Source organism: Streptomyces sp. NPDC002176 (assembly GCF_044903645.1).
In the GTDB taxonomy this organism is placed as follows: Bacteria; Actinomycetota; Actinomycetes; order Streptomycetales; family Streptomycetaceae; genus Streptomyces.
Map to the genome: position 1 here is coordinate 1 of NZ_JBJDQW010000005.1, position 16,944 is coordinate 16,944.

The 16,944-nt window shown below is 73.1% G+C and carries 15 protein-coding genes; 4 read left to right on the forward strand and 11 right to left on the reverse strand.

Translation table 11 applies throughout. From position 1 onward, the window contains the following. Nucleotides 1-338: 338 nt before the first annotated feature. The 6 genes from proC to ACI2LY_RS22815 all read right to left on the reverse strand — a co-directional run bounded on the left by proC (nt 339) and on the right by ACI2LY_RS22815 (nt 4,634). Entirely contained in the window at nt 339-1,151 is an 813-nt protein-coding gene (gene proC, locus ACI2LY_RS22790; RefSeq protein WP_404708786.1) for a pyrroline-5-carboxylate reductase, read from the reverse strand. 63 nt (nt 1,152-1,214) lie between these two features. Then, nucleotides 1,215-1,988 carry an ABC transporter permease gene (locus tag ACI2LY_RS22795; RefSeq protein ID WP_404708787.1) on the reverse strand — a complete coding sequence of 258 codons (774 nt, stop codon included), beginning with the start codon at nt 1,986-1,988 and terminating at the stop codon, nt 1,215-1,217. Further along, complete coding sequence (locus tag ACI2LY_RS22800) at nt 1,985-2,773, reverse strand: ABC transporter ATP-binding protein (protein WP_404708788.1); 789 nt, start codon at nt 2,771-2,773, stop codon at nt 1,985-1,987. The genes ACI2LY_RS22795 and ACI2LY_RS22800 overlap by 4 nt, the downstream gene beginning before the upstream one ends. 115 nt (nt 2,774-2,888) lie before the next feature. After that, nucleotides 2,889-3,695, reverse strand: coding sequence for a class I SAM-dependent methyltransferase (locus ACI2LY_RS22805; RefSeq protein ID WP_404708789.1), 807 nt, complete (start codon nt 3,693-3,695; stop codon nt 2,889-2,891). An 81-nt stretch (nt 3,696-3,776) separates the two neighbouring features. Further along, a complete protein-coding gene (locus ACI2LY_RS22810; RefSeq protein WP_404708790.1) occupies nt 3,777-4,289 on the reverse strand; it encodes an EamA/RhaT family transporter in 513 nt (170 codons plus the stop codon). A 45-nt stretch (nt 4,290-4,334) separates the two neighbouring features. Further along, nucleotides 4,335-4,634 carry an SH3 domain-containing protein gene (locus tag ACI2LY_RS22815; RefSeq protein WP_404708791.1) on the reverse strand — a complete coding sequence of 100 codons (300 nt, stop codon included), beginning with the start codon at nt 4,632-4,634 and terminating at the stop codon, nt 4,335-4,337. A 205-nt stretch (nt 4,635-4,839) separates the two neighbouring features. Here ACI2LY_RS22815 and ACI2LY_RS22820 point away from each other — a divergent pair, with 205 nt between their 5' ends. After that, nucleotides 4,840-6,969, forward strand: coding sequence for a PQQ-binding-like beta-propeller repeat protein (locus ACI2LY_RS22820; RefSeq protein WP_404708792.1), 2,130 nt, complete (start codon nt 4,840-4,842; stop codon nt 6,967-6,969). A gap of 37 nt (nt 6,970-7,006) precedes the next feature. On the opposite strand, the gene ilvD is transcribed toward ACI2LY_RS22820, so the two are convergent. From ilvD to ACI2LY_RS22840, 4 genes are all read right to left on the reverse strand, one after another. Next, entirely contained in the window at nt 7,007-8,860 is a 1,854-nt protein-coding gene (ilvD, locus tag ACI2LY_RS22825; protein WP_404708793.1) for a dihydroxy-acid dehydratase, read from the reverse strand. A 142-nt stretch (nt 8,861-9,002) separates the two neighbouring features. Next, nucleotides 9,003-9,608, reverse strand: coding sequence for a TetR family transcriptional regulator (locus ACI2LY_RS22830; RefSeq protein WP_404708794.1), 606 nt, complete (start codon nt 9,606-9,608; stop codon nt 9,003-9,005). Beyond that, nucleotides 9,605-10,417 carry a sugar phosphate isomerase/epimerase family protein gene (locus ACI2LY_RS22835; RefSeq protein ID WP_404708795.1) on the reverse strand — a complete coding sequence of 271 codons (813 nt, stop codon included), beginning with the start codon at nt 10,415-10,417 and terminating at the stop codon, nt 9,605-9,607. The genes ACI2LY_RS22830 and ACI2LY_RS22835 overlap by 4 nt, the downstream gene beginning before the upstream one ends. A gap of 92 nt (nt 10,418-10,509) precedes the next feature. Next, nucleotides 10,510-11,442 (reverse strand): Ppx/GppA family phosphatase, encoded by a 933-nt coding sequence (locus ACI2LY_RS22840; protein ID WP_404708796.1) that lies wholly within the window; start codon nt 11,440-11,442, stop codon nt 10,510-10,512. 71 nt (nt 11,443-11,513) lie between these two features. Between ACI2LY_RS22840 and ACI2LY_RS22845 the strand changes: the two genes are divergently transcribed. Then, nucleotides 11,514-12,344, forward strand: a complete 831-nt coding sequence (locus ACI2LY_RS22845; protein WP_393912979.1) for a hypothetical protein — start codon at nt 11,514-11,516, stop codon at nt 12,342-12,344. Here ACI2LY_RS22845 and ACI2LY_RS22850 read toward each other — a convergent pair. Further along, nucleotides 12,341-14,044 carry a hypothetical protein gene (locus tag ACI2LY_RS22850; protein WP_404708797.1) on the reverse strand — a complete coding sequence of 568 codons (1,704 nt, stop codon included), beginning with the start codon at nt 14,042-14,044 and terminating at the stop codon, nt 12,341-12,343. The genes ACI2LY_RS22845 and ACI2LY_RS22850 overlap by 4 nt on opposite strands. A 241-nt stretch (nt 14,045-14,285) precedes the next feature. On the opposite strand from ACI2LY_RS22850, the gene radA reads away from it, so the two are divergent. Continuing rightward, nucleotides 14,286-15,695, forward strand: coding sequence for a DNA repair protein RadA (gene radA / locus ACI2LY_RS22855; protein WP_404708798.1), 1,410 nt, complete (start codon nt 14,286-14,288; stop codon nt 15,693-15,695). Between the two features lie 80 nt (nt 15,696-15,775). Next, a complete protein-coding gene (gene disA, locus ACI2LY_RS22860; protein ID WP_389004412.1) occupies nt 15,776-16,900 on the forward strand; it encodes a DNA integrity scanning diadenylate cyclase DisA in 1,125 nt (374 codons plus the stop codon). The last annotated feature ends 44 nt before the right edge of the window (nt 16,901-16,944 follow it).

A 16,944-nucleotide genomic window follows, 5' to 3' on the forward strand; every position in this document is an offset into this window, starting at 1 on the left:
TCCCTTTCCGGCGGTTCCGACTCTATCAGATCCTTTCGGCGTCTGATTCCCAGTCAGAGGGGGTTGTCTTCCCGGCCCGCTGGGCCGTTCCGACGAGTGAGACTTTAGCGGATTCCCGGCCCCCGAGCTAATCGGGGGCCGCGTTCTTTCGAACACGGATTCCTCATTTCGCAAATGCGCACCAGAGCATGCGACAGCGGAGTGTCGATGAGTAGATGGTCTTGCGAGATGGCTGTCCGGGGACCGACCGGAGTCGGCGCTCACGTCGGACAACTCGGAGAACACTACGCAGCTGGCGAGGGGGTGTCAACCCCCTCCAGCGAAGATCTTGAGCGGGGTCAGTCCTTCTTGCCGGAGGCCAGCTCACGGCTGCGGTCGCGGGCCGCTTCCAGTGCCGCGATGAGGGCGGCCCGTACCCCGTGGTTCTCCAGCTCGCGGATGGCGTTGATGGTCGTACCGGCGGGCGAGGTGACGTTCTCGCGGAGCTTGACCGGGTGCTCGCCGCTGTCGCGGAGCATCGTGGCGGCGCCGATCGCGGACTGGACGATCAGCTCGTGGGCCTTGTCGCGGGGGAGGCCGAGCAGGATGCCCGCGTCCGTCATCGCCTCGACCAGGTAGAAGAAGTACGCCGGGCCCGATCCGGAGAGCGCGGTGCAGGCGTCCTGCTGGCCCTCGGGCACGCGGAGGGTCTGGCCCACGGCGCCGAAGATCTCCTCGGCGGTGGCGACGTGCTCCTCCGTCGCGTGGCTACCCGGCGAGATGACGGACATGGCCTCGTCGACCAGGGCCGGTGTGTTCGTCATGACGCGGACGACCGGGGTGCCCTCGGCGAGACGCTCCTCGAAGAACGAGGTGGGGATGCCCGCGGCGCCGCTGATGATCAGGCGGTCGGCGGGGACGTGCGGGGCGAGTTCGTCGAGCAGGGCGCCCATGTCCTGCGGCTTGACCGTGAGGATCAGGGTGTCCGCGGCCTTGGCGGCCTCGGTGTTGCTGACCGGAGTGACTCCGTGCCGGGCGCGGAGCTCCTCGGCGCGTTCCGGGCGGCGGGCGGTGACCATGAGGTCGGCGGGCGCCCAGCCGCCCCGGATCATTCCGCTGAGCAGGGCTTCGCCGATCTTGCCGGTGCCGAGGACTGCGACTTTCTGGCTCATGCGGTTCATCCTCGCACCGGCGATACGGCGGGTGGGGGGATTGTCCGGTGGGCGGACGCGGCTTCAGTCGGTGCGGCGGCGCAGGGTGGCCGCGCCGAGGGCGAGCACCAGGAGCGCGCATCCGGCGACGACCAGTACGTCCCTGACGAAGGCCGAGGTCAGGTCGGTGTGGTGGAGGACCTCGTTCATGCCGTCGACGGCGTAGGACATGGGCAGTACGTCGGAAACGGCCTCCAATAGCGGGTGCATGTCCGCGCGGGGCGTGAAGAGGCCGCACAGGAGGAACTGGGGGAAGATCACCGCCGGCATGAACTGGACCGCCTGGAACTCCGACGCGGCGAAGGCCGAGACGAAGAGGCCGAGAGCGGTGCCGAGCAGGGCGTCCAGGAGGGCGACCAGCAGGAGCAGCCAGGGTGAGCCGGTGACGTCCAGGCCGAGGAGCCAGACGGCGAGGCCGGTGGCGAGGGCGGACTGGACGACGGCCACGGTGCCGAAGGCGAGCGCGTATCCGGCGATGAGGTCGGCCTTGCCCAGGGGCATGGCGAGGAGGCGTTCGAGGGTGCCGGAGGTGCGTTCGCGCAGGGTGGCGATGGAGGTCACCAGGAACATCGTGATCAGCGGGAAGATGCCGAGCAGGGAGGCGCCGATGTCGTCGAAGGTGCGCGGGCTGGCGTCGAAGACGTAGCGCAGCAGGACGAGCATCAGGCAGGGGACGAGGAGCATCAGGGCGATGGTCCTCGGGTCGTGGCGGAGCTGGCGCAGGACGCGGGCCGCGGTGGCGGTGGTGCGGGCGGTGCTGAACGCGGCGGTGGGGGCGGCCGGGGTCGTCGTGCTCATCGGGTCGGCTCCTTGGTGCGGTCGTCCGCTTCGTCGACGAGGCGCAGGAAGGCGGCCTCCACGGTGTCGGTGGCGGTGCGGGTGCGCAGGTTCTCGGGGGTGTCGTCGGCGAGGACGCGTCCTTCGCGCATGAGGAGGAGGCGGTGGCAGCGCTCGGCCTCGTCCATGACGTGGGAGGAGACGAGGAGGGTGGTGCCGCGCTCGGCGAGGTCGTGGAAGAGGTTCCACAGGTCGCGGCGGAGGACGGGGTCGAGGCCGACGGTCGGTTCGTCCAGGACGAGCAGGTCGGGGGTGCCGAGGAGGGCGACGGCGAGGGAGACGCGGCTGCGCTGTCCGCCGGAGAGGTTGCCCGCGAGGGCGTCGGCGTGGGTGGTGAGGTCGACGTCGGCAATGGCGCGGGTGACGTGTTCGCGGCGGCGGTCGGCGGCGGCGCGGCCCGGGTCGAGGATCGCGGCGAAGTAGTCGAGGTTCTGCTCGACGGTGAGGTCGTCGTAGACCGAGGGGGCCTGGGTGACGTAGCCGATGCGGCTGCGCAGGGTGGGGTGACCGGCGGGGCTGCCGAGGACTTCGAGGGTGCCGGTGACCTTGGCCTGGGTGCCGGTGATGGAGCGGATCAGGGTGGATTTGCCGCAGCCGGAGGGGCCGAGCAGGCCGGTGACGCGGCCTCGGGGGACGGTGAAGCGGAGGTCGTTCAGGACGGTGCGGGTGCCGCGTACGACGGTGAGGCCGGCGGCGCGGACGGCGTCGGGTGCCGTCGGCTGGGGTGGCTCGGGCACATTATTCATCACGTGATGAATAATGTGCCCGAGCCGGAGTGCCGTCAAGGGGTGCCGTCAACGGGCCGTGTCAGGGTCGGGCCGTTTCGGCTCAGGGGCGGGTCAGGGTCGGCTCCGGGGCTGGTCAGGGGCGGGTCGGGGGTTCCGGGGTGGTGGCGACGAGCAGAACCACTTCGTACGTCTCCTCGACCAGGCCGTCGGGGAAGACCTTGATCAGGTGGGCTCGCTCGGCGTCGAAGAAGTCGGTCCGGGCGGGCTCGGGGGCGAGGAGGAAAGCGGAATGACTGCCGATGTTGGCCAGATGGGTGTCGAGCGGCACGCGGCGGCTCCAGCGCACCGAACGGCGGGTGAAGTGGAGCCGGTCGCTGGGATCAGCGGCGGCGGCGTGGTAGGCGGCCTCGCGCTTCTCGGTGTGCACGGGCAGGCCGAGGAAGCGGGCGATGCGCGCGGCGGCCGCGGCGATCCAGTCGACGTCCGTGGCCTCGGTGTTCCACCACAGCGCGAGCGCGCCGCCGGGCCGCAGCACGCGCAGCGCCTCCGGCACCGAGCGGGCCGGGTCGGTCCAGTGCCACGCCTGGGCGTAGGTGACGAGGTCGGCGTGGGCGTCGGCCACGGGAAGGGCGTCGCCGCTGCCCTGGACCAGCGCGAGGTGCGGGTTCCTGCGGCGGAACTCGGCGGCCATGCCCGCGCCGGGCTCGACGGCGAGCACCTCGGCGCCCCGCTCGTGCAGCAGCGCGCTGGCGATACCGGTGCCCGCACCCACGTCCACGGCCCGGGTACCGGCGAGTGGGCGCCCGGCGAGTTCCTCGATGGTGTCGAAGAGTGCGGGCGGATAGGAGGGGCGGTTCTCGGCGTACTGGGCCGCGGCCGCGTTGAAGGAGTGGGCGCGGGCGCTGGTGGTCGGCTCGGTGGGAGCCTCGGGTGCGGTCATGCCGACCATGCTGCGCGGCAGGGGGCAGTTGGGGACAGGGGTTTCGTGCCGGAGCCCTCGGTATCGCCGTCGCGGTCGGCCTCAGCGCTTCTTGCGAGCCGCCTTCGCGGGGTTGCCCGTGCGCCGGGAGTGGGTGCGCTCGTACTCCGCGCGGGCGGTGTCGTACTCGGTGCGGTGCAGCTTCTCGCCCGGCGCCTCCGTCAGGGAGCGGGCGGACCAGGCGAGCAGGGTGCCGACGAAGCCGATGGCGAGCAGGCCGCGCAGGCGGGCCTGGCGCTCGGGATCGGGGCGGCGGCCGAAGTTGTCCCAGGTGTTGCGGAAGGCGAGCGCGCTGCACACCGCGAACATCGCGATGACCAGGACGGTCACGTAGGAACCGGTACCGGCGATCTGGAGGCCCTGGTAGGCGAGGCGCAGGATCAGGCAGGAGATGGCGGCCGCGGCGAGGGCGCCGATGGCGACGGCCGCGCGGCGGGCCGCGTAGCCGCCGGTGCGGTCCACCCAGGACGTGCCGAAGAAGCGGAGGGGTTCGGGGCGGGGGCCGCCGCCCGTGGAGCCCGCCGGGATCGCGTTGGTGCCGGTCTCGTCGCTCACGCGTCGATTATGGCTCCGGCGGCCGACGGGCTCCGGGCCGGGGCGTCAGGCGCAGCGGACGGCGATGTAGCCGTCGCTGCCGGTGTGCACATAGGCGTCCGAGACGAACTCGTCGGCGCCGATGTTGTCCCAGATCTTCGAGGTGCCGTACGGGCCGGTCACGGTGGTGCCGGGCGTCTGGCAGTAGATGGTGACGCTGGAGCCCGCGGGCAGCACGCGGATGATGCCGTAGCCGGTGCCGGGGCCGCTGCGGACGTTCAGGGCGGCGCCTGGCGCAATCGGGAAGCGGGGCGCGGCGGCGGCCGTGGGCTCGGCCAAGGTCGTGAGCGCGTGGTCGTCGGACATGAGATACCTCCCCCGTGACACCCCGTGACCGCCACGGGGTGGTGACACCGCTCGTCGGGCATCGCGGACGGGTGCCGGACGGGCGGGCGGGCCACGGCTGCGCGTGACTCGCAGGCGGAGGTTAGCAAGCCGCCTCGGTGTCGTACGGGCAATCGAATAGGCTCCCCTGCGTCGCGCGCGCGGCCGAAGAGCACGGGGGTGGTCCATGGCGCCACGGCACAGCACCGGAGCCGGCGCGGAAGCGGAACTTCCGGAGTACGCGGGTCACTACCGGCTGGAGTCGCGGCTCGGTTCCGGCGGGATGGGTGTGGTGCATCTGGCCCGCAGCGCCTCCGGGATGCGGGTGGCGGTGAAGGTGGTGCACGCGGAGTTCGCGCGGGACCCCGAGTTCAGGGGGCGGTTCCGGCAGGAGGTGGCGGCCGCGCGGCGGGTGAGCGGTGCGTTCACCGCGCCGGTGGTGGACGCGGACCCGGAGGCGGACCGGCCGTGGATGGCGACGCTGTTCATCCCCGGTCCGACCTTGTCCCAGGAGGTGAAGCGGAACGGGCCGATGGAGCCCGCGCAGGTAAGGCGGCTGATGGCGGGGCTCGCCGAGGCGCTCAGGGACATCCACCGGGTCGGTGTGGTGCACCGGGATCTCAAGCCGGGGAACGTGCTGCTGGCCGACGACGGGCCGAAGGTGATCGACTTCGGGATCTCCCGGCCGAAGGACAGCGAACTGCGCACCGAGACAGGGAAGTTGATCGGCACTCCACCGTTCATGGCGCCGGAGCAGTTCCGGCGGCCCCGGGAGGTGGGTCCGGCGGCGGACGTGTTCGCGCTCGGGTCGGTGATCGTGCACGCGGCGACCGGGCGGGGGCCGTTCGACTCGGACAGCCCCTATGTCGTGGCGTACCAGGTGGTGCACGACGAGCCGGAGTTGGCCGGGGTGCCGGAGAGTCTCACGCCGCTGGTGCGGCGGTGTCTGGCCAAGGAGCCCGAGGACCGGCCGACGCCGGACGAGCTGATGCTGGCGCTGCGTTCGGTCGCGGCGTCGTACGACACGCAGGCGTTCATACCGGCGCAGCGGGAGGGCGTGGCGGACGGGGGTGCGGCGGACGGGGGCGAGGCTTCCGTGGCGGAGGGCCCGGTCGTCGTGGCGCCGGTGCGGCGTCGGTGGCGTGGACGGCGGGCGGTGCTGGCGGCGACGGCGTCGGTGCTGGCCGTGGGCGGGGTGGTGGCCGCGGTGCAGTGGGCCGGGTCCGGTCCGGGGCAGGATGCTCGACCGCAGGCGGCTCCGGCGGTGACGGCGGCCGGGTTCGGCGGGTGGCGGTCGAAGCCGGTGGCCGGGGTGGCCGGTGCTCCCCGGTGCGTGCTCGGCGCGGGCAGGCTGCTGTGCGCCGCGAACGGGGCGGTGTTCGCGCTGGACCCGGTGGAGGGTTCCGTGGTGTGGCGGCGGGCGTTCGCGGGGGCTCGGTGGAGCCAACCGCCCACGCTGGCAGGCGGGTTGCTGCGGCTGCGGGATCAGAGTGGTCGGTTGACGGCCCTCGATCCGGGCACGGGGCGGACGCGCGGGGAGCGGGAGCTGCCCGGGGACACCGGGACGCGGTACGCGGGGGACACGCTGCTGACGACGCGTGCGGACGGGGTGGTCACGGGTGCGGACAGCGACTCGGGGCGGGAGAGGTGGCGGTTGCCGTTGCCGGACCGGGTCCGGCCGCGCGTCGATGTCTTCGGGGCCGGGTCCGGGTACGCCGGGTACGCGACGGTGACGTCGGTGGACACGCGGAGTACGAGGGTCACGGCGTTCGATCCCGGTTCGGGGGCGGCGCGATGGAGCGAGCGGATGTCCGGGGTGCTCGAACCGGTGGGCGCGGAGGGCGGGTTCGTGTATTTCCTCGAGACCGATCCGGAGTACGGGTACACCACGGCGGTGGTGCGGTACGCGGTGAAGTCGGGCGGGACGCGCCGGGTTCCGCTGCCGAGTCCGGGTCCGGACGTACGGGCCACCGTGCGGGACGGCGTGGTGTATCTGTTCGCGGCCAATGGTGGTCTGGACGCGGTGGCCCCGGCCGCGGGCAAGCCGTTGTGGCACCTGGAGACGACGGTGAGCCAGGGCTCGGCCCCGGTGACGGACGGGCGGCGGGTGTACTTCACGGCCGCCGACGGCCGTCTGCTGGCGGTGGACGCCCGCCGGGGCACCCTCGCGGGCCAGACCCGCCCCCGGCTCGGCGCGCGGACGGACCGGCTGGCCACGGGCCTGCCCGCGCCGGTGCTCGCGCTGGGCCATGTGTACGCGGGGGCGCCGGACGGTTCGGTGTTCGCGGTGGACGCGGGTGATCCGGCGGCCTGGTGAGCGGTGCGCTCATCGGCCGCCGGAAGGCCCTGAGGCGTCAGCCCAGGAGGGTCACGTCGCGGACGGCGCCCTTGTCGGCGCTGGTGGCCATGGCCGCGTAGGCGCGCAGGGCGGTGGAGACCTTGCGGGTGCGGTTGGCGGGGGCGTAGACGCCGTTCAGTGCGTTGTCGCGGCGGGCGAGTTCGGCGTCGTCCACCAGGAGTTCGATGGTGCGGTTCGGGATGTCGATGCGGATGCGGTCGCCGTCCTGGACCAGGGCGATGGTGCCGCCGGAGGCTGCTTCCGGGGAGGCGTGGCCGATGGAGAGGCCGGAGGTGCCGCCGGAGAAGCGGCCGTCGGTGATCAGGGCGCAGGTCTTCCCGAGGCCGCGGCCCTTGAGGTACGAGGTCGGGTAGAGCATCTCCTGCATGCCGGGGCCGCCCTTGGGGCCCTCGTAGCGGATGACGACCACGTCGCCGTCCTTGACCTCCTGGGTCAGGATGCGCTGGACGGCCTCCTCCTGGGACTCGCAGACCACGGCCGGGCCCTCGAAGGTCCACACCGACTCGTCGACGCCCGCGGTCTTCACCACGCAGCCGTCGACGGCGAGGTTGCCCTTGAGGACGGCGAGGCCGCCGTCCTTGGAGTAGGCGTGCTCGGCGGAGCGGATGCAGCCGCCCTCGGCGTCGTCGTCGAGGGAGGCCCAGCGCTCGGACTGGGAGAAGGCTTCGGCGGAGCGGACGCAGCCGGGGGCCGCGTGCCACAGCTCGACGGCCTCGGCGGACGGGGAACCGCCGCGCACGTCCCAGGTCTTGAGCCAGTCGGCCAGGGACGGGCTGTGGACGGACGTCACGTCCTCGTTGAGGAGCCCGGCGCGGTGCAGTTCGCCGAGGAGGGCGGGGATGCCGCCGGCGCGGTGCACGTCCTCCATGTAGTAGGTACGGTCCTTCGCCACGTTGGGCGCGACCTTGGCCAGGCAGGGGACGCGGCGGGAGACGGCGTCGATCTCGGGCAGGCCGAACGGGACGCCCGCCTCCTGGGCGGCGGCCAACAGGTGCAGGATCGTGTTGGTGGAGCCGCCCATGGCGATGTCCAGCGCCATGGCGTTCTCGAAAGCCGCGAAGGAGGCGACGGAGCGGGGCAGGACGGTGTCGTCGTCCTGCTCGTAGTAGCGGCGGGTGATGTCCATGACCGTGCGGGCCGCGTTCTCGTACAGGGCGCGGCGGGCGGTGTGGGTGGCGAGGACGGAGCCGTTGCCGGGGAGGGAGAGGCCCATGGCCTCGGTCAGGCAGTTCATCGAGTTGGCGGTGAACATGCCGGAACAGCTGCCGCAGGTGGGGCAGGCGTTCTCCTCGATGCGGAGGATGTCCTCGTCGGAGATCTTGTCGTTGACGGCGTCGGAGATCGCGTCGACCAGGTCCAGCGTGCGCACGGTGCCGTCGACCAGGGTGGCGCGGCCGGACTCCATGGGCCCGCCGGAGACGAAGACGGTCGGGATGTTCAGGCGCAGCGCGGCCATCAGCATGCCCGGCGTGATCTTGTCGCAGTTGGAGATGCAGACCAGGGCGTCGGCGCAGTGGGCCTCGACCATGTACTCCACGGAGTCCGCGATCAGGTCGCGGGAGGGCAGGGAGTAGAGCATGCCGCCGTGGCCCATGGCGATGCCGTCGTCCACGGCGATGGTGTTGAACTCGCGCGGGATGCCGCCCGCCTCCCGGATCGCCTCGCTGACGATGCGGCCGACCGGCTGGAGGTGGGTGTGGCCGGGGACGAACTCGGTGAAGGAGTTGGCGACCGCGATGACGGGCTTGCGGCCGATGTCCGCGCCGGGTACACCCGAGGCGCGCATAAGGGCGCGGGCGCCCGCCATGTTGCGGCCGTGGGTGACTGTGCGGGACCTCAGCTCGGGCATCGTCGCTCGCTCCTTCTGAGAAGACGGGGTCAGACAGGCTTCTGACTGTTGCCGAGCGTACGCCGGTCATCCACGGGGCGGGACGAACTGTCCGGAATGCGGGACGACCGTCTTGCGGCGGCGCACCCGGGGAGCCGGAAATTCACTCCCCCGTGAGGTGTCCCTGCACCACCGGTGCCAGCCGGGCCACGATCCGCTCCAGGTCGGCCGAGGCCAGCGGCTCCACCTTGATCACGTAGCGCAGCATGGCGGTGCCGACCAGCTGCGCGGCGGCCAGCTCGACGCGCAGCTCGGCGTCCGGCACGTCGAGGCGCCCGGCGATGCGGCGCAGCAGCTGGGCGGCGATCAGACGGCGGAAGACGGCGGCGGCGGTGTCGTTGTTGACGGCGGAGCGGACGATGGCGAGCAGCGGGGTGCGGGTGGCGGGGTTCTCCCACACGCCCAGCACGAACCGGGTCAGCCGCTCCCCCACGGTGTCCAGCGGGCCCTCGGCGATCGCGTCCGGCGCGGCGAGGGCGGGTGCGAAGGCGACCGAGACGGCGGCCTCGAAGACCTGTTCCTTGGTGCCGAAGTAGTGGTGGACGAGGGCGGAGTCGACCCCGGCGGCCTTGGCGATGCCGCGTACGGAGGTCTTCTCGTAGCCGCGTTCGGAGAACTCCTCGCGGGCGGCGCCGAGGATGCGGTCGCGGGTGTCGGCGGACTCGGCGCGCGGGGGCCGTCCCCGGCGCCGGGGGGTGGGCTCGGTCACGGCCGGGGCACCCCGGCGCCCGCCGCGAGGTGGTGGCGGGTGAAGGCGAGGGCCTCGGCGAGGTCGGCCTCGCGTTCGGCGCTGGACATGGCCCGCCGGGTGTTGACCTCGATGACGACATGGCCGTCGAAGTCGCTGCGGGTGAGGCGGTCCAGCAGTTCGGCGCAGGGCTGGGTGCCGCGGCCGGGAACGAGGTGCTCGTCCTTGGCGGAGCCGCGGCCGTCGGCGAGGTGGACGTGGCCGAGCCGGTCGCCCATCCGGTCGATCATGCCGAGGGCGTCGGTGCGGGCGGTCGCGGTGTGGCTGAGGTCGATCGTGAAGTGCCGGTAGTCGTCCTTGGTGACGTCCCACTCGGGGGCGTAGGCGAGCATCTCGCGGTCGCGGTAGCGCCAGGGGTACATGTTCTCGACGGCGAACCGGACGTCGGTCTCGTCGGCCATGCGCCAGATGCCGTCGACGAACTCGCGGGCGTACTGCCGCTGCCAGCGAAAGGGCGGGTGGACGACGACGGTGGAGGCGCCCAGCTTCTCGGCGGCCGACTGGGCGCGGCGCAGCTTGGTCCAGGGGTCGGTGGACCAGACCCGCTGGGTGATCAGCAGGCAGGGCGCGTGCACGGCGAGGATGGGCACGCCGTGGTGGTCGGAGAGGCGGCGCAGGGCCTCGATGTCCTGGCTGACGGGGTCGGTCCACACCATGACCTCGACGCCGTCGTAGCCGAGGCGCGCGGCGATCTCGAAGGCCGTCGCCGTCGACTCCGGGTAGACCGAGGCCGTCGACAGGGCGACCTTTACGTCCCTTGGTTCAGCCACGGAGACACCTTACGGGGTGGGGTGCGGGGGACGAGGGGTGTCTCCGGGCCGGTGTGAGCTTCGCCATCGCAGGGGCCGTCGCAGGGGCGCCCTCACTCCGATCCCATGTGGTCCAGGCGCCGCAGGATGACGCCCTCGCGCAGCGCCCACGGGCAGATCTCCAGGCTCTCCACGCCGAACAGGTCCATCGCGCCCTCGGCGACCAGCGCCCCGGCGAGGATCTGCCCGGCCCGGCCCTCGGAGACGCCGGGGAGTTCGGCGCGCTGCGCCGCGGTCATCGCGGCGAGCCGGGGCACCCATGCCTCCAGCGATTCACGTTTCAGCTCGCGTTGCACGTAAAGACCGTCGGCGTCCCGCGCGGCGCCCGCGATCCGGGCCAGCTGTTTGAAGGTCTTGGAGGTGGCGACGACGTGGTCGGGCGCGCCGAAGCGGCTGAACTCGCCGACGGTGCGGGCGATCTCCGCGCGCGCGTGGCGGCGCAGCGCGCGTACCTCCTCGGCGTCCGGCGGGTCCTGGCGCAGCCAGCCCGCGGTGAGGCGGCCCGCGCCGAGCGGTAGGGAGGCGGCCGCGTCCGGTTCCTCGTCGATGCCGTAGGCGATCTCCAGCGAGCCGCCGCCGATGTCCAGGACGAGCAGCTTGCCCGCGGACCAGCCGAACCAGCGGCGGACGGCGAGGAAGGTGAGCCGGGCCTCCTCGGCGCCGCTGAGCACCTGGAGGCGGACGCCGGTCTCGTCGGCCACGCGCGCGAGGACGTCGTCGGCGTTGCGGGCCTCGCGCACGGCGGAGGTGGCGAACGGCAGCAGGTCCTCGACGCCCTTGTCCTCGGCGGCCTGGAGCGCGTCCCGTACGACGGCGACGAGGCTTTCGATGCCCTCGTCGCCGATCGCGCCGCTGCCGTCGAGGAGTTGGGCCAGCCGCAGGTCGGCCTTGTGGGAGTGGGCGGGCAGCGGGCGGGCGCCGGGGTGGGCGTCCACCACCAGCAGATGCACCGTGTTCGAGCCCACGTCGAGGACACCGAGTCTCATGGACGAAACGCTACTGCCAGAACCCCTGTCCGCGGTGCCCGGACGGCCCGGTCGCGACTTACCCTGGACGGGTGCCAAAGACGAAAAAGGCTAAGGCCGCCAAGCCTGACAAGCCGACCAAGTCGCGCAAAGCCGACAAGGCCCTCAAGGACGACGAGAAGGGCCTCGATTTCGCGCGCGCGTGGGTGGAGTTCCCCGACCCCGCCGACGACGAGCAGATCTTCCGCTGCGACCTGACCTGGCTGACCTCCCGCTGGACCTGCATCTTCGGCCAGGGCTGCCAGGGCATCCAGGCGGGGCGCGCGGCCGACGGCTGCTGCACGCTGGGCGCGCACTTCTCCGACGAGGACGACGAGAAGCGGGTCGCGGAGCACGTGGCCCGGCTCACCCCGGACATCTGGCAGCACCACGACGAGGGGCTGGAGGGCGGCTGGGTCTCCGAGGACGAGGAGGGCTCGCGGCAGACGCGTCCCTTCGAGGGCTCGTGCATCTTCCAGAACCGGCCCGGCTTCGAGGGCGGCGCGGGCTGCTCGCTGCACATCCTGGCGCTCAAGGAGGGCCGGGAGCCGCTGGAGACCAAGCCAGACGTGTGCTGGCAGCTGCCGATCCGGCGGACCTACGACTGGATCGACCGCCCGGACGACACGCGCGTGCTCCAGGTGTCCATCGGCGAGTACGACCGCCGCGGCTGGGGTCCGGGCGGGCACGACCTGCACTGGTGGTGCACCTCGGCCACCTCGGCGCACGGCGCGGGCGACCCGGTCTACGTCTCCTACCGGGCCGAGCTGACCGAGCTGATGGGCAAGGCGGGCTACGACCGCCTGGTCGAGCTATGCGAGCAGCGGCTGGCGTCCCAGCTGCCGCTGGTCGCCCCGCACCCGGCGGACCCGAGCCGGGACTAGCTGTCGGTAGGACTCGGGGTGTCCTCGTCGCCGGGCGGCGGGGACGACTCCGGCGGGTCGGACGAGGGCGGGTCGGACGGCTCGGACGGGTCGGGGTCCGGGCTCGGGGAGGCGCTGGACGGCGGCGGTGAGTGGCTGGGCGGTGTGGAAGAAGGCGACGCGGGCGGCGTCGTCGGGTCCGGGGCACTGGGCTGCGGGTGGGAGGGCTCGGGGACCGGTCCGTACCCGTCGATGGTGACGACGGAGCCCGCCGGGGCGATGGCCACGCGGGCCCGCCAGCGGCCCGAGGGCTCGCGCAGATGGTCGACGTACACCTTGACCGTCACCGTGTCGCCGGGGTCGAGGGTGCCTGCGGACCGGCTGAGGTAGAGCCAGGGCGCGGAGGTGGTGGCGGACCAGCGCACCGGGGCGTCGCCGGAGGCCCTGAGGGTGATCAGCGTGGTGTCGCCGTGGTGTGCGGCGGTGACCGCGAGCTGTGCGGCGCCCTTCTCCCCGGCGCCGCCCACGCTGACGACCTCCACCGAGACGTCCGGCTTGCCGTCCTCGGAGTGGCGGATGCCGGGCCGCACGTCGGCGTTGCCCGCGTTCTGGTAGCCGCCCGCCGGGTCGCCGCCGAGCGCGCCGGGGCCGTCCGCCTCGCGGGCGGTGGCGGGGCTGTCGTCCCCGCCGATCGCGGGCGCGCCCCGGTAGGCGGCCCACAGGGCGAGCACCGGGGCGGCGACGACGGTGGCGACGACGGTCGTGGTGACGGCACGCGCGCGGAGCTTGTCGCGGCGGGCCGCGCGGTCCTTGGGGTCCATCGGGAAGCCGCGCCGGTTGAACCGCGGCACGGCGGCGGACCGGGCGCGCGGCTGGTGCGCGAGCGCGGTGTGCAGGGCGGTGCGGGGCGCCGGGAGGACGGGCAGCTCGGCGGGGGTGACCGCGGCGCCGGGCCAGCGGCCGGGGACCGCGCGCTCGGCGGTACGGCGGCAGCGCGGGCAGTCGTCGACATGCCGGACCAGCTCGCGGCGCAGGGCCGCGCTCAGCATCAGCTGGCTGTCGCCGGTGAGGTGGGCCACGCTCGGGCAGCCCCCGGTCTCCACCACGGCGAGCGCGGCGCGGGTGCGTTCGACCTCGCAGGCGGCGGAGGCCAGCAGTTCGCGGGCGGCGGCGGGCTCCAGGCCGAGTACGGCGGCGACCTCGGGGGCGGCCAGCTTGTGCCGGACGGCCAGTTCCAGCGCCTCGCGCTGCTCGGGGGTGGTCCCGGCCGCCTCCGGCCAGGCCAGCAGGGCGAGTTCGCGGCGGCGCAGCTCCCGCACCTCGGCAGGCGGCGCGGATTCGGGCGCCGGGGTGCCGGGGGCGGAGCGGCCCGCGGCGTGGGTGGCCTGGCGGGTGCGGCGGGCCTGGGCGAGGCCGCGCAGACAGGCCCAGCGGGCCAGGGCGTACAGCCAGGCGCGGCGGTCGCCGGGGGTCTGCGGGTCGCGGCGGCCGCGCCGTTCGGCGATGACGAGGACCTCGCCCAGGGCGGCGGTGGCCGCGTCGTGGTCGCAGAGCACCGACAGGCAGTAGGTGAACAGGCCGTCCAGATACGCCTCGTGGCGCGTCGACGCCCGCTGGGCGATGTTCCGCGCCGCGGATCGGTCGCGCGCCTCCCGGTGCGCCCGTTGCGCCCGGTGTGCGCCGGTGGTGCGGGTCGTGGTGTCCGGAGTGCTGCTCATCACCCGTGCGACCGTAGGCGTCGGTGGAGTGCCCCTTCTTGCACCTTGAGCACTTTTAATCCGTACGGGTGAAACGATCCCTCATAAGGGGACACCGGCCTCCGGGAAGCGGGCGCGAACCCAGTGGACGGCATCCGGAACCGGCGCCTCCCCGTGCGCCCCGATACTCCGGCGTGCGCCCCCGAGCGCGCGCCGTCCGGGCGGTCCGGCGGGCGTTGTCAGTGGCGGGGGCTACGGTTTCCGCATGGCCACCCGTACCAAGTCCGCCAAGGAGCGTCCGTCCTACCGCTGCACCGAGTGCGGCTGGCAGGCGGCCAAGTGGCTCGGCCGCTGCCCCGAGTGCCAGGCGTGGGGCACGGTCGAGGAGTACGGCACGCCCGCGGTCCGTACGACCGCGCCGGGCCGCGTCACCAGCTCCGCCCTGCCCATCGGCCAGGTCGACGTCCGCCGGGCCACCGCCCGCGGCACCGGCGTCCCGGAGCTGGACCGGGTGCTCGGCGGCGGACTCGTACCCGGCGCCGTGGTGCTGCTCGCGGGCGAGCCGGGCGTCGGCAAGTCCACGCTGCTCCTCGACGTGGCGGCGAAGTCGGCGAGCGAGGAGCACCCCACGCTCTATGTGACCGGCGAGGAGTCGGCGAGCCAGGTCCGGCTGCGCGCCGACCGCATCGGCGCCCTCGACGAGCACCTCTATCTCGCCGCCGAGACCGATCTGGCCGCCGTCCTCGGCCACTTGGACGCGGTCAAGCCCTCCCTGCTGATCCTGGACTCGGTGCAGACGGTCGCCTCCCCCGAGATCGACGGCGCCCCCGGCGGCATGGCCCAGGTCCGCGAGGTGGCCGGTGCCCTGATCCGCGCCTCCAAGGAGCGCGGCATGGCCACCCTGCTGGTCGGCCATGTCACCAAGGACGGCGCCATCGCGGGCCCCCGCCTGCTGGAGCACCTGGTCGACGTCGTCCTGCACTTCGAGGGCGACCGGCACGCCCGGCTGCGCCTGGTCCGCGGCATGAAGAACCGGTACGGGGCGACGGACGAGGTCGGCTGCTTCGAGCTGCACGACGAGGGCATCACCGGCCTCGCCGACCCCAGCGGCCTCTTCCTCACCCGGCGCGCCGAGCCGGTGCCCGGCACCTGTCTGACCGTGACCCTGGAGGGGCGCCGCCCGCTGGTGGCCGAGGTGCAGGCGCTCACCGTGGACTCCCAGATCCCCTCGCCCCGCCGCACCACCTCGGGCCTGGAGACCTCCCGGGTCTCGATGATGCTGGCGGTGCTGGAGCAGCGCGGCCGGATCAGCGCGCTCGGCAAGCGGGACATCTACTCCGCGACCGTGGGCGGGGTGAAGCTGTCGGAGCCCGCGGCCGACCTGGCCATCGCGCTGGCGCTCGCCTCGGCGGCCAGCGACACCCCGCTGCCGAACAACCTGGTCGCCATCGGTGAGGTGGGTCTCGCGGGCGAGGTCAGACGCGTCACAGGCGTGCAGCGCAGGCTCGCGGAGGCGGCCCGGCTGGGCTTCACGCACGCGCTCGTACCGAGTGATCCGGGCAAGGTCCCGGCCGGGATGAAGGTCGTGGAGGTCGCCGACATGGGCGACGCGCTGCGGGTGCTGCCCCGCTCCCGTCGCCGAGAGGCCCCGCGGGAGACGGAGGACCGCCGGTAGACTTTGCGCAGGTCTCGCCCGTCCGTGCGAAACGCGTGCCGTGACGGAAGCGCGTCAGAACCTGCGACCGGAGGAGTGCAGTGGCAGCCAACGACCGGGCAGCAGCTCCCGGAAAGTCCGGTGGGAGTGCCGGTACCGATGGCCTGATGCGCGCCTCGCTGAGCGCCGTGGCTCCGGGCACACCCCTGCGCGACGGTCTGGAGCGGGTCCTGCGCGGCAACACCGGCGGCCTGATCCTGCTCGGCTGGGACAAGACGGTCGAGGCGATGTGCACCGGCGGTTTCGTGCTGGACGTGGAGTTCACCGCGACCCGGCTGCGCGAGCTGTGCAAGCTCGACGGCGGCATCGTGCTCTCCTCGGACCTCTCGAAGATCCTGCGCGCCGGTGTCCAGCTGGTCCCGGACCCCACGATCCCCACCGAGGAGACCGGCACCCGGCACCGCACCGCCGACCGCGTCTCCAAGCAGGTCGGCTTCCCCGTGGTCTCGGTGTCCCAGTCGATGCGGCTGATCGCGCTGTACGTCGACGGTCAGCGCCGGGTCCTGGAGGACTCGGCGGCGATCCTGTCCCGCGCGAACCAGGCGCTGGCCACGCTGGAGCGGTACAAGCTCCGCCTGGACGAGGTCGCGGGCACGCTGTCGGCGCTGGAGATCGAGGACCTGGTGACGGTCCGGGACGTCTCCGCGGTCGCGCAGCGCCTGGAGATGGTCCGGCGTATCGCCACCGAGATCGCGGAGTACGTGGTCGAGCTGGGCACGGACGGGCGGCTGCTGGCGCTTCAGCTGGAGGAGCTGATCGCGGGGGTCGAGCCCGATCGTGAGCTGGTCGTCCGGGATTACGTGCCCGAGCCGACGGCGAAGCGGTCGCGGACCGTGGAGGAGGCGTTGTTCGAGCTGGACGCGCTGAGCCATGCGGAGTTGCTCGAACTGGGCACGGTGGCGCGGGGGATGGGGTACACCGCGTCTCCCGAGTCGCTGGACTCGGCGGTTTCGCCCCGCGGGTTCCGGTTGCTGGCGAAGGTTCCTCGGCTGCCGGGGGCGATCATCGATCGGCTGGTGGAGCACTTCGGTGGGCTGCAGAAGTTGCTCGCTGCCAGTGTGGATGATCTGCAGGCTGTTGACGGGGTGGGGGAGGCTCGGGCTCGTAGTGTGCGGGAGGGGCTCTCGCGGCTTGCCGAGTCTTCCATTTTGGAGCGATACGTTTAGTTTTCGGGTGCGGGCCGGTTGTGGCTGGTCGCGCAGTTCCCCGC

Coding starts and splice junctions, on each gene's coding strand:
- proC (WP_404708786.1), bottom strand. CDS start 1,151: ATGAGCCAGAAAGTCGCAGTCCTCGGCACCGGCAAGATCGGCGAAGCC.
- ACI2LY_RS22795 (WP_404708787.1), bottom strand. CDS start 1,988: ATGAGCACGACGACCCCGGCCGCCCCCACCGCCGCGTTCAGCACCGCC.
- ACI2LY_RS22800 (WP_404708788.1), bottom strand. CDS start 2,773: ATGAATAATGTGCCCGAGCCACCCCAGCCGACGGCACCCGACGCCGTC.
- ACI2LY_RS22805 (WP_404708789.1), bottom strand. CDS start 3,695: ATGACCGCACCCGAGGCTCCCACCGAGCCGACCACCAGCGCCCGCGCC.
- ACI2LY_RS22815 (WP_404708791.1), bottom strand. CDS start 4,634: ATGTCCGACGACCACGCGCTCACGACCTTGGCCGAGCCCACGGCCGCC.
- ACI2LY_RS22820 (WP_404708792.1), top strand. CDS start 4,840: ATGGCGCCACGGCACAGCACCGGAGCCGGCGCGGAAGCGGAACTTCCG.
- ilvD (WP_404708793.1), bottom strand. CDS start 8,860: ATGCCCGAGCTGAGGTCCCGCACAGTCACCCACGGCCGCAACATGGCG.
- ACI2LY_RS22840 (WP_404708796.1), bottom strand. CDS start 11,442: ATGAGACTCGGTGTCCTCGACGTGGGCTCGAACACGGTGCATCTGCTG.
- radA (WP_404708798.1), top strand. CDS start 14,286: ATGGCCACCCGTACCAAGTCCGCCAAGGAGCGTCCGTCCTACCGCTGC.